Here is a 12307-nt window from a genome sequence, read left to right on the forward strand (position 1 = left end):
GCCGTACAGCTCGCTCCTTGGATGAATTTTATGATCACATTTCTACGTAAGCAGCAAAGCTATATATGGGAGTCAACGCTTTCGTCTCATCGATATAAATAAACGCGTCATAACGCTTCGAAATGATTGTAGGAACATAATTTCCCCTTTCCCGCTCCGGGTGATACACGACGCCAATGGCTCGGTGTCCGATCAATGTCTCATCCAAAACGTTTTCTGATTTATCGAACAATAGCAGCTTATCCTCCGCTCCGTCTCGGTGCAGCAATTCTTCCCAGCTATTCACAATAGCAGGTGGCACATTCATCTCCTCTGGCTGCGCCCCCCAAGTCATGCCTGCTATAACCGTACCCTGATAGGTACCAAAGCCGATAGCGTATACGTCACTACCATGCTTCTCCCTCAGCAGCTGGCCCACGTTGATCATTCCGTCATCAGCCATGTCTGTCGCACGCGCATCCCCGATATGTGTATTATGCTCCCACACAAGAGTACGGGCAGCTTCTCCGTGAAACTCCATCAGCTTCTCCAGCGCTTCGACCATGTGACGGTCCCTGATATTCCAGGACTCGGCATCATGGCGAATCATGGTTCGGTAATAGGCCTCTGCCCCCTTAACAGCCAATGCGTTCAGCTCTGCACTGAGCGCGTTCTCCTGATCCTGCGGATGGACATCCTTCCATTTATCCTGCAGCTGACGCAGCAAAGCGATCACCTCATCCTCGCAGCCTTCCCCAAATAGAGATGCTGATGCGCCATACGACTGCTCGTCCCGACCAAACGGCTCAAAGCACTCAAAAGCCCGCTTGGCAAGCTCCAGATCTGCACTGTCCTTCGTATCGAGATACTTAACAATCTCACTCATGGATTCCCACAGACTGTACACATCAATCCCGTAAAAGCCGACCTTTGCATGGTCCGGTTTGTCCTCGTTATATTGACGCAGCCATTCGACAAGCTCAAGGATTTCCCGGTTAGCCCACATCCAGGCGGGCCAACGATTGAAGTCCTTTAATGCTTCCCTCGCCTCCACTCCGGCATCCGAATACCCCTTAACGTATCGGTTCAACGTATAGCATGAAGGCCAATCCCCTTCAACCGCAATAAATCGAAATCCTTTTTCTGTAATTAAACGTTTGGATAGCTCAGCACGAACCGTATAAAACTCCGAGGTTCCATGTGACGCTTCACCAAGAAGCACATATTTGGCATCACCCACTCGATCGATGAGCATTTTCAGGCTTTCTTCTTTAACGAAAGGCTGTGCATGCTTGCGAATCGATTGCATCATCAATTGATCCTTCACCCATCGTCACTCCTTACGTGCTTGGTCGATTCCGTTCTTCCAAAGTTTGCACGTATTCATGACAAAACATTCACTGCTTAAATGAAACACAAATACACCCTGCTCCCTTCAATAGAAAGGAAACAGGGCTTCTGATGCTTGGTATAATAACCTACAGACCCAGCATACGACGCTCCTCCTCAGTGAATATCCTGGAGCGAGTCAGAAAACGGCGGCCTTCCGGCCCCTCAAGCGAGAACATCCCGCCTCTTCCCGGCACCACGTCGATAATGAGCTGAGTATACTGCCAATACTCGTATTGGGCTTTACTCATATAAAAGGGCGCATCGCCGATGTCACCCAGCCACACATCGCTGTCGCCAATGATGAAATCTCCCTGTGCGTAGCACATTGGAGAGCTGCCATCGCAGCAGCCTCCGGATTGATGGAACATGACTGGCCCATGTTTGGCCTTGATCGTCTCGAGCAGCTCTAATGCCGCATCGGTAGCAATGACCTTGCTCACTCCCGTCGTCATGTTGTGGCTCTCTTAGAAGAAACCAAGCGCGTCGGGACTGTAGCTGACAAGCAAATTTTTCGTTTGCTGGTAGTGCGAAAGCATCATTTTGTGATTTTCGCGGCCAATGCCTGAGCTCTTGTAACCGCCGAAGGCTGCATGGGCAGGATAAGCATGGTAGCAGTTAGTCCATACACGACCAGCTTGAATGCCGCGGCCCATCCGGTAAGCTGTATTCATGTCCCGCGTCCACACGCCGGAGCCGAGTCCATAGAGCGTGTCATTGGCGATAGCAAGCGCCTCCTCCTGGTCCTTGAACGTCGTAACGGAGAGCACGGGTCCAAAGATCTCCTCCTGAAAAATTCTCATCTTGTTATGTCCTTTGAGAATCGTCGGCTGAATATAGTAGCCTTCAGAAATATCTCCTTCAACTGTTGCCCGATTGCCTCCGATCAGACATTCCGCACCTTCCTCTGCACCGATATGGATATAGCTCATAATTTTCTCAACCTGCTCGGTGGAGGCTTGAGCCCCAAGCATCGTGTCTGTATCCAATGGATTGCCTTGCTTAATGGCAGCAACACGCTTCAAGGCTCTTTCCATAAATTGCTCATATATCGATTCCTGTATTAAAGCGCGTGACGGGCTGGTGCACACTTCCCCTTGGTTCAGAGCAAACATAGCGAAGCCTTCGAGCGCTTTATTAAAGAAGGCGTCATCCTGTGCGAGTACATCCTTGAAAAAAATATTCGGCGACTTGCCCCCCAGCTCCAAGGTGACCGGAATCAGGTTCTGAGAAGCATACTGCATGATCAAGCGGCCTGTCGTCGTCTCACCGGTAAAAGCAATTTTTGAAATTCGACTGCTCGAGGCAAGTGGTTTACCTGCTTCAAGTCCGAAGCCGTTCACAATATTAAGCACACCAGGCGGCAGCAGGTCTTGAATAAGCTCAGTCAACACCAGAATAGATGCCGGCGTTTGCTCAGCGGGCTTCATGACGACTACATTGCCGGCTGCAAGAGCCGGAGCAAGCTTCCAGGTCGCCATCAGCAGCGGGAAATTCCAAGGAATAATTTGACCAACGACGCCTAACGGTTCAATAAAATGGTAGGCTACCGTATGGTCATCCAGCTGGCTGAGCGTACCCTCCTGAGCGCGAATGCTGCCTGCAAAATAACGAAAATGATCGATAGCAAGCGGAAGATCGGCCGCGAGCGTTTCTCTAACCGGCTTGCCATTATCCCAGGTTTCGGCTACCGCCAGCATTTCCAGATTCGCTTCGATACGGTCGGCAATCTTGTTCAAGATGACGGCACGCTCCGCAACGGATGTGCGGCCCCATGCATCCTTCGCCGCATGCGCCGCGTCCAAAGCCAATTCGATATCCTCCGATGTCGAGCGGGGAACCTCGCAAAATACACGGTTATTGACAGGTGACGGATTGTCAAAGTATTGGCCTTTAACAGGTGTAACCCACTGACCTCCAATAAAATTCTCATACCGTTTTTTAAATGTAACCTTGGAACCGTGGTGACCTGGTTGTGCATAAATCATATCGCTCAGCCTCCCTATAATGAATTACAATTTATATACATGCAATAATCGTGCCAATTGCTTTGGTGCTGTCAAAACAACCATTTTGTAAGCGTTATATTGAAGCTGTTCCTTTCTGGTACAAAGGCGTTGTTCCATTTTGGAACATTCTTTCTTACAGCTAACATGAATGAAACCAACTATGGTATGATCGATGGAGGATACCAATTTCGTTGGGGGTGTTCATTGTGTTTTCAGTGGAAAATAACTTTTTATCAGAATCAGCGGCATCTTCATGGAAGCGTTGTCATGAGTTGGGTTTAAAGCCAAGCGACCCTGTTGACGATGAAATCTTAACCCAAAGTCGTATTCATGCTTTATTAAGAAATAACGAGCAAACGATCCATTACGCGGAGCAGGTATTCGATCAGATGCACGCCAGCATCAAGCAATCCGGTCAGATCGCGCTCCTAATCGATGCAGAAGGAACGATCATTCATACGGTGGGAGATGTTGATTTCTCGCGTCGGGCGTTAACGGTTCAATTACAAGTGGGAGCCAACTGGGCTGAAGAAAGAAAAGGAACGAATGCGATCGGGGTAGCCCTTACAGAGAGAAAACCTGTTCGAGTGCATGCTGAAGAGCATTATTTCAACTCCAATCACTTCTTGACCTGCGCTTCGGCTCCGATCTTCAATTCCATCGGTGAGCTGATCGGTGTCATCAATATTAGCGGCAAGCAGGAGCATTACCATGCGTATACATATACCCTTGCCTGTCTGGCCGCCGCTTCCTTACAGAACAAAATGCTGCTGGAGGAAGCGAAGAAGGAGCATCTCATTACTTTAAACGAACTTGAGCATACAGCTCAGCATCATCCTTTGCCGCTGCTCACACTCAGTCGGGATAACCGAATACTGCGAGCCAATCATGCGGCCATCCGAATTATTGGTCATGATGCGGTTGGCAAGGAATTTACAAAAATGGAAGGCTTCTCCGTTGAAACGATTCATAATGAACATCAAAAGCTGTGGCAATCCGTCTCTATTCGCAAGCAGACGGCAGATGAACAGCATTTGTATACGTTTAAAGAAATTATCGGAACATGCCCAACCATCCTGCAGAAGAAGGAGCTGGCCTATAAAGCAGCTGCAACCGACTATCCCGTCTTATTGCTGGGTGAAAGCGGGGTGGGCAAGGAATTGTTCGCACAATCGATTCATACAGCCAGCTTGCGTTATGCAGCGCCATTCATTGCCCTGAATTGCGGTGCGATACCGGACAGTCTCATTGAGAGCGAATTGTTCGGATACGTCCGCGGTGCCTTCACAGGCGCAAACAAGGACGGCAATCCAGGGAAATTCGAGGCTGCCCATAAGGGCACTATTTTCCTGGATGAGATTGGCGACATGCCGCTTCGGGCACAGGCTGCCTTATTAAGAGTGCTGCAGGAAGGTGTCATTACCCCGGTAGGCAGCGCGAAAAGTAAAGCAATTGATGTGAGAATCGTTTCAGCAACGAACAAGGATTTAGCCGCTGAAGTAAAGGCAGGCCGATTCCGTGCCGATCTGTATTACCGTTTGAAAGGAATACACATTGCGCTGCCAGCATTGCGGGAACGAAGTGATGTGATACTGTTAGCTGTTCATTTACTCCAAAAACATGCTGCCCCATGTCCTGTGCTAACAGAAGCAGCGCAGCATAGATTGCTTGCCTACAGCTGGCCGGGCAATATCAGAGAGCTTAACGGCATTCTCATGCAAGCCATTTTTCTGGCTGAAGGACGGGCTATCGATGCTGAGCATCTGATGCTTGATCAAACCGATGGGTTCGTCCAGGCAGAATCGGGTGATGACCCCTTACACACTTTGAAAGATGCGGAGATCACAGCGATCAAGAAGGCGCTCAAAGCCACGGAATGGAATCTGAGCAAGGCCGCCAGTCATTTGAAAATTGGCCGAACGACTTTATATCGTAAAATTGAAGAGTACAACATTTCCTTATTTTAACAACCATCAGCTTTCATCGAGATGTAGGTCGCACCCTTACGTGCGCCTGCATCTTTTTTCATGAGATTAACTGCTCATAGGCTGCAATTCTAATTTTACAGGTTGTACATATACCTAAAAATAAGATGGGATGGATTACGTGGAGGGTTTACATGAATGAGATGATGCTTGGGGGTTTTCTTGCTGCAGTTTCCACCGGAATAGGCGCGCTGCCTGTCCTTCTATTCAAGCGGCTCTCCCATCGCCATATGGACATTTTGCTGGCTTTGACAGCGGGCATTATGGTTGCGGCTTCCGTCTATGGTTTAATGCCAACTGCATTAAAGCTTTCCAATCTGTTCGTATTATGCTGTGGCGTTCTGTTAGGCGTTGCTTCCCTTAGCGTACTGGAGGAATACCTGCCACATGCAGATATCGAACATGCCCAATCAGGGGTGCAGCTGGATTCCAAGTCCTTCCTTCTTGTTGTCGCTATGTCACTGCACAATCTGCCTGAGGGGTTATCCATAGGAGTCAGCTATGCCAGTCAGGTTGAGGGCAAAGCTGATTCCTTATGGACTTTCCTTTGCCGCCGGTGCAATGCTATTCATCGTATATAAAGAATTAATCCCGGAGACACACGGACATGGGCATGAAAAAGCGGCCACATTCTCGTTTATTGTGGGTCTGTTGATGATGGTATGCATTCTCGTTTGGTTCGGTTAAACCACATCGGTTGTGAATGCGAATCGTCCGGTCACTTCGAACAGACTCCCCTTAAGTAACGTGCTTCGAGCTGTTCACAAGGCATTGGCCGATCAATTACATAGCCTTGTACAAGGTCGCATTTCATAGTCTGCAAGCATTCCATTTGCTCTAGGGTCTCAACTCCCTCAGCGATAACCCGCAGCTTCATACCATGAGACATATCGATAATGGCTTTTGTAATAACCAGGCTTTTCGAATCGCTGATCAGCTCCTGAACAAAGCTCTTGTCAATCTTCAGAATATCTATCGGGAACAGCTTCATATACCCGAGCGCCGAATAACCTTTTCCAAAATCATCTATCGCGATCTGGAAACCAAACGACTTGATCTCGCGCAAAATATGCAGCACCGATTCCATATCGTGCATGCTGCTGCTTTCCGTTATTTCGATTACGATTTGCTGTGGGTCGCAGCACGTCCCGATCACAATATCACGGATGCTTGTTGCCAAGTCTGGCGCAAGAAACTGCCTGGCTGATAAATTAACAGCAATCGCTGGTACAGTCAACGATGCGGTAAGCCAACGATTGAGCTGGGCGCAAACCTCCTTCAATACCCATTTATCGATCTCCATAATGACACCTGTCTCCTCCGCTATAGGAATAAATTCTGCGGGTGGAACAGAACCCAGCGTGGGATGATTCCACCGTAACAATGCTTCCATTCCTTCGAGGACACCGGTTAGTGCGTTGACCTGCGGTTGATAATGGAGGGTCAACTGATTCCTGACGATTGCCCACCTTAGCTCATTCTCCAGATCCAGCTTACGCAGAAAGGTGCTAAGGATGCTTTCATTAAAGAACTGGTATCCACCCTTTTGGAGTTTAGCTTGGTACATAGCTAAATCGGCATGCTTGAGCAGGGTGTCAAAATCGCCCCCATGTGTCGGGTACATGCAGATGCCTATACTAGCGTTAATATAAAGCTCATTATCGTCAACCCAGAAAGGTTTATTGATACTGGAAATAAGATGCATGGCGATTTGTCTCGCTTCTTCTTGCTCCTGCAAATCCTGCAAAACGATAATAAACTCATCACCTCCCAACCGGGACACGATATCGTTCATTCTTACGACTGAGCTCAGACGATCAGCGACCTGCTGGAGCAGCTTATCCCCAATATTGTGTCCCAAAGAGTCATTGACCATCTTGAACCGATCGAGATCGATAAAAAATATCGCCAGCTTCTGGTTTGTTTGCACTGTCTTTGTAATAGCTGCATGAACTAATTCGCTGAGCAGAGTTCGGTTAGGCAGCCCTGTTAACTTATCAAAATGAGCCAAATATTTCAGGTGCTCCTCGGACTGCTTACGTTCCGTAATATCCGTGAACATTCCGATATAATTCGTGATTGCTCCCGTTTCATTACGCAGGGTCGTTATGGAGAGCCATTCGGGGTATATTTCACCGTTCTTTCTTTTGTTCCAAATTTCACCTTCCCAAAGACCGGTCGTGTGAATGGTTTCCCACATTTTGATGTAAAAAAATTGATTCTGCAATCCAGAGTGAAGCAGTCGCGGTGTATGGCCGGCAGCTTCCTCTTCTGTGTATCCAGTCATTGTGGTAAAGGCTTGATTGACGGATAAAATTTTGAGTTGTTTGTCCGTAATCATAATCCCCTCGCTGGAATTGCTGAACACTTGCGCATGCAGACGAAGCTTGGAAATCGTATGCTTGCGATGGGTAATATCCGAAAACATCCCGACGTAATGGAGCAAAATCCCGTTCTCGTCTTTTACAGAATGAATGGAGAGCCACTCGGGATAAATTTCTCCGTTTTTTCTGCGGTTCCAAATCTCCCCCTGCCACTTTCCGTCCCTATGTATGGAAGCCCACATGTTGACATAAAATACCGAATCCTGACGACCGGATTTCAATAGACTCGGTCTTTGCCCGATGACTTCTGACACACTATAACCGGTAATGGATACGAAAGCAGGATTAACGATCATGATCCTTGAATGGCGATCCGTGATGATAATCGCTTCCTGCGAATCTTGAAATATACGGGCATAAGGCATTACAAGATTGTTATCTACCAGTTTATCCCAAAGGGCATCTGTATGTCGTTCATCTATATTCATTAAGTAGACCCCTCTCTGCAGCAGCGCCCATGCGTTACAACGATATACCAGCCATCTGAAGACGTGCTTTTAATGGTTCAGACACGTTTGTATATGTAATAATGGCATTAGAATCTGTGGCGATTTTCTGTACGGCCAGCATGAGACCAAGCCCTGAGCTGTCCATTTCCGTTACGTTCCCAAGCTGGAAAGTGATACTGTGAAATCGTTGTTGCAGGAGTGGAAACAATTTTTGCCTGATGGAGGTAGCTTCATTAACGCTGATAAATCCGGTTAAAATGAGGATTATTTGATGGTCACTTTCCTGTATTTCAAAGCACATAAGCAAGCCTCCCAATAAATTCAAACGTAATGGTTAGGACTGAGGTTGTATGTCGAGTGTAATTTGGAGTAGGTCTACCTAACCATACCGCTTATGGGATTATTTATCTGTGATATGGATCACTTGAATCTGTGAAAGAAATTTCAGAGAGCACTGGCAAATCAAATAAAATCCCCATACATCATAAGATGCTACAGGGATTTGGGGTACAGCTTATATTCGATTATGAGCCAATATGATGGTGTTACTTGATATCAACGACAAAGGGTACAGTAATGACCTTATTGTTATGTTGAAACTGTGCCCATAGCTTATAAATGCCGCTATTCGGAAAAGAGGTTGCGAACTGGGCTTGGGGGCCAGTTGACTTTTCGTCAATCGGGTGAACATGAATATATTGCTCCGCATCAGCCGATAAAATAACAACGTGGCCTACAGCCCCCAAATAAGGCTGCAGATTATTAACATCCTTCTTCGTCAGGGCATCCCGAATATGGAACGTAAGGGTTACTTCTTCCTTGGGTTTGGTGCTGCTTAATGCGAGCTCTATTTCTTTACCGTCCGTCTCTTTGACAAGCTTGGCGTCGGCTGCGATAGCTGCATGATCCCCACTCTTACCTTCTACCTGAATCCGTTCGCTTAGCGTTGTGCTGGACCCATTGGTTGGTATAAAATCAGCGAATAATTTGTAGTCACCGCCTGCTGGAAAAGAAGTGCTGATCGTAAACTTGCCGCTTCCTTTGTACTCAGGATGAATGTGACTAAAGAACGACAAATCATGATTGACGACAATAAGATGAAGTAATTTCTCATGATTCAGATTAAACTCGTTTACAGGCTTCCCGTCTTTCCCATTAATTTGTATGGTCAGCTCGGTTTGCTCATTTGCTTTCACAGTGGTTGGAGCAAACGTAAACAATGCTTTAACGTTATCAGATACCATGGATTGGCTCATGTTATGCCCGCCTTGACTGCTTGCATGCTGCTGTGCATCCCCTTGCTTATTGCCAGTCTCATGACCCGACAAGTGTGTATTATTGTTGGCGTTACCACAGGCAGACAACAAACCGAGGGCAAGTACACTTAAAAAAAGGATCATTTTTTTGTTCATCTTTTTAAACGCTCCATTCTTTCCAAGAAGTACTAGTGACGCACTTTTACACGCTGCAGCCTAAGTGCATTGAGAACTACGGAAACCGAACTTAAGGCCATCGCCGCGCCTGCCACCCATGGTGCCAATAAACCAAGCGCTGCAATAGGTATTCCGAGTGTGTTGTAGCCAAGCGCCCAAAATAAATTTTGTTTGATGTTGCTCATCGTTTTGCGACTCATATAGATGGCATCAGGAATGCTCGATAGATCGCCGCGCATGAGCGTCACATCCGCCGCCTCCATAGCTACATCGGTACCTGTACCGATAGCCATACCGATGTTCGCTGTTGCGAGCGCCGGCGCATCATTAATTCCATCTCCAACCATGGCGACGATCCTGCCCTGCTCTTGCAGCTTTTTCACTTCTTGCGCTTTTCCTTCAGGAAGCACTTCTGCCAGCACATGATCGATCCCGACTTGAGCAGCGATAGCCTTCGCAGTCCGCTCGTTGTCTCCTGTAATCATGATGACCTCAATACCCATTTCCTTCAGTCGGCTGACCGCGGCTTTCGAGGTTTCCTTGATCGTATCCGCAACTGCAACCATACCTGCATATTGGCGATCAATAGCGACAAGCATCGTTGTTTTACCGGCTTCTTCCAAGCTGGCCATCGTATCGTAAGCATGCCTGGCATCCACCTCGTATTGTTCCATCAAGCGGCGAGTGCCAATTAACAGCTCTCTGCCTTCTGCGACTGCTTTGATCCCAAAGCCAGGAACCGCTTCAAAGGATTCCGTCCCCTGCAGCTCAATATTGCGTTCCCGGATACCTGCCACAATCGCCTCAGCAAGCGGATGCTCGGAATTGACCTCCGCTGCGCCTACGAGTCTGAGAAATTCCAATTCGTCACCATCAGTCATAACATCCGTAAGCTCAGGCTTCCCTTTGGTGACGGTACCCGTTTTATCAAGAATAATCGCATCAATCTTATGGGTTTGCTCCAGATGCTCGCCCCCTTTGAACAAGATCCCAAGCTCTGCCGCGCGCCCGGACCCCGCCATAATCGAGGTTGGAGTAGCCAGACCAAGTGCACAAGGACATGCGATGACGAGAATTGCAATCGCTTTTTCCAAGGCACCGGCAAAATCGCCAGGCGTCACGAAGAAGTACCAGACCAGGAAGGCGACAATCGCAATACCAACGACTACCGGGACAAATATCCCGGAAATCACATCGGCAACCCTTTGAATCGGTGCTTTGGAGCCTTGTGCTTCTTCTACAACTTTAATAATCTGTGCGAGCGCTGTGTCTTTGCCGACTTTCGTGGCTTTAATTCGCAGCATGCCGTTTTTGTTGAGGGTGGCTCCAATCACAGCGTCACCGATTTTCTTTTCAATAGGAAGGCTTTCACCCGTCAGCATGGATTCATCCACCGATGAGAGACCTTCCAGCACCACGCCATCAACGGGCACTTTATCACCGGGACGGACATGCACAATATCGCCTGCAATGACTTCATCCACCGGTATCGTAATTTCTTGACCGTCCCGCACGACCAACGCGGTCTTCGCTTGCAGTCCCATCAAAGACTTGATCGCTTCCGAGGTCCGGCCTTTGGCGAGGGATTCGAACAATTTACCCATAATGACCAGCGTAATCAATATGGAGCTCGTTTCATAATACAAGGAGGGGCCGTGATGTACATTCCCGCCCCCGATGAACCAGTTGATCGTAAGATATAGGCTATAGAAATAAGCAGCCGAAGTACCGAGTGAGACCAAGACGTCCATATTGGCACTGCCATTGCGCAATGCTTTATAAGCACCCACATAAAACTGTTTGCCGACATAAAATTGAACAGGTGTGGCCAAGATAAGCTGAAACCAGGGATTCATAAGAATTTCGGGCATGTAGATCCAGGATGTGAACGAAAAATGGGCCACCATGCTCCATAAAAGGGGTAATGAAAGCAGCGCCGAAATGAGCAGCTTCCGTTGTTGATGTCGGACTTCTTTCTTGCGGTGATCGCCCCTATTTACATTTTCCTGCTCCGTAATCGCTTTGTAACCCAGCTGCTTGACCTTATTTTGCATCTCGGTGATGCTGATTTCACCTGGTGAGTACTGTACACGTGCAGTTTCCATAGCAAAATTGACAGAGGCATCCGTCACGCCTGGCAGCTTGCCAAGTCCTTTTTCAATTCGGTTCGCGCAAGCCGCACAGGTCATGCCTTCCAGCTTAAAATGAGCAACCTCTTTGAGTGTGTCATAGCCTAGCTTCTTGATCGTTTCTTCCATGTTACTGACACCAATTCGTGCCGGATCATAGGTTACACTTGCTTTTTCCAGCGCGAAGTTGACATTGGCAGAGGTTACACCCTCAAGTTTATTTAAACCCTTCTCAATACGATTCGCACATGCTGCACAGGTCATACCCGTGATGGGTAAAGTCGTTTGTTTATTGGTCTCAGTCACACCAGATACCATAATCGTACACTCCCTTGCTTCTAACGATGGATTACAGGACGTCGTAGCCTTGCTCCTCGATAGCTTCTTTTATACGTTCAATAGTGAGTTGGTTATCATAAGTCACATCAACCGTGTTGTTCTTCAGATCAACTTTTCCCGAGGCACCAATTTCCTTCAAAGCCCCTTCAACGGAATTTACACAATGCTGGCAGCTCATTCCTTTTACTTGCAATGTAGTGTTGTTCATATT

At 47.7% G+C, this 12307-nt stretch carries 9 protein-coding genes and 1 pseudogene; 2 read left to right on the forward strand and 8 right to left on the reverse strand.

The window, feature by feature from the left end:
• Window positions 1-34: 34 nt before the first annotated feature.
• From NST47_RS21780 to adh, 3 genes are all read right to left on the reverse strand, one after another.
• Window positions 35-1291: an erythromycin esterase family protein gene (locus NST47_RS21780; RefSeq protein WP_341159725.1), complete on the reverse strand. Its 1257-nt coding sequence runs from the start codon at window positions 1289-1291 to the stop codon at window positions 35-37.
• 166 nt (window positions 1292-1457) lie between these two features.
• Window positions 1458-1823: a DUF779 domain-containing protein gene (locus tag NST47_RS21785; protein ID WP_341157013.1), complete on the reverse strand. Its 366-nt coding sequence runs from the start codon at window positions 1821-1823 to the stop codon at window positions 1458-1460.
• Window positions 1824-1835: 12 nt separating this feature from the next.
• Complete coding sequence (adh, locus tag NST47_RS21790; protein ID WP_341157014.1) at window positions 1836-3356, reverse strand: aldehyde dehydrogenase; 1521 nt, start codon at window positions 3354-3356, stop codon at window positions 1836-1838.
• Window positions 3357-3583: 227 nt separating this feature from the next.
• On the opposite strand from adh, the gene NST47_RS21795 reads away from it, so the two are divergent.
• A complete protein-coding gene (locus tag NST47_RS21795) occupies window positions 3584-5344 on the forward strand; it encodes a sigma-54-dependent Fis family transcriptional regulator (protein ID WP_341157015.1) in 1761 nt (586 codons plus the stop codon).
• A gap of 152 nt (window positions 5345-5496) precedes the next feature.
• Window positions 5497-6049, forward strand: a pseudogene (locus NST47_RS21800) (ZIP family metal transporter).
• Window positions 6050-6080: 31 nt separating this feature from the next.
• Here the strand turns inward: NST47_RS21800 and NST47_RS21805 are convergent.
• The 5 genes from NST47_RS21805 to NST47_RS21825 form a co-directional block, all read right to left on the reverse strand.
• On the reverse strand, window positions 6081-8174 hold the full coding sequence (locus NST47_RS21805; protein ID WP_341157016.1) for a sensor domain-containing protein: 2094 nt from the start codon (window positions 8172-8174) through the stop codon (window positions 6081-6083).
• 34 nt (window positions 8175-8208) lie between these two features.
• Window positions 8209-8496: an STAS domain-containing protein gene (locus NST47_RS21810; RefSeq protein WP_341157017.1), complete on the reverse strand. Its 288-nt coding sequence runs from the start codon at window positions 8494-8496 to the stop codon at window positions 8209-8211.
• A 244-nt stretch (window positions 8497-8740) separates the two neighbouring features.
• Window positions 8741-9607 (reverse strand): hypothetical protein, encoded by an 867-nt coding sequence (locus tag NST47_RS21815; RefSeq protein ID WP_341157018.1) that lies wholly within the window; start codon window positions 9605-9607, stop codon window positions 8741-8743.
• Between the two features lie 32 nt (window positions 9608-9639).
• A complete protein-coding gene (locus NST47_RS21820) occupies window positions 9640-12063 on the reverse strand; it encodes a heavy metal translocating P-type ATPase (RefSeq protein WP_445667392.1) in 2424 nt (807 codons plus the stop codon).
• Between the two features lie 43 nt (window positions 12064-12106).
• Window positions 12107-12304, reverse strand: a complete 198-nt coding sequence (locus NST47_RS21825) for a copper ion binding protein (protein WP_076228816.1) — start codon at window positions 12302-12304, stop codon at window positions 12107-12109.
• Window positions 12305-12307: the final 3 nt, after the last annotated feature.

Origin of the sequence: Paenibacillus sp. FSL H8-0034 (assembly GCF_038000305.1) — a bacterium.
GTDB lineage: Bacteria > Bacillota > Bacilli > Paenibacillales > NBRC-103111 > Paenibacillus_S.

Coding starts and splice junctions, on each gene's coding strand:
- NST47_RS21780 (WP_341159725.1), bottom strand. CDS start 1,291: ATGATGCAATCGATTCGCAAGCATGCACAGCCTTTCGTTAAAGAAGAA.
- NST47_RS21785 (WP_341157013.1), bottom strand. CDS start 1,823: ATGACGACGGGAGTGAGCAAGGTCATTGCTACCGATGCGGCATTAGAG.
- adh (WP_341157014.1), bottom strand. CDS start 3,356: ATGATTTATGCACAACCAGGTCACCACGGTTCCAAGGTTACATTTAAA.
- NST47_RS21805 (WP_341157016.1), bottom strand. CDS start 8,174: ATGAATATAGATGAACGACATACAGATGCCCTTTGGGATAAACTGGTA.
- NST47_RS21810 (WP_341157017.1), bottom strand. CDS start 8,496: ATGTGCTTTGAAATACAGGAAAGTGACCATCAAATAATCCTCATTTTA.
- NST47_RS21815 (WP_341157018.1), bottom strand. CDS start 9,607: ATGAACAAAAAAATGATCCTTTTTTTAAGTGTACTTGCCCTCGGTTTG.
- NST47_RS21825 (WP_076228816.1), bottom strand. CDS start 12,304: ATGAACAACACTACATTGCAAGTAAAAGGAATGAGCTGCCAGCATTGT.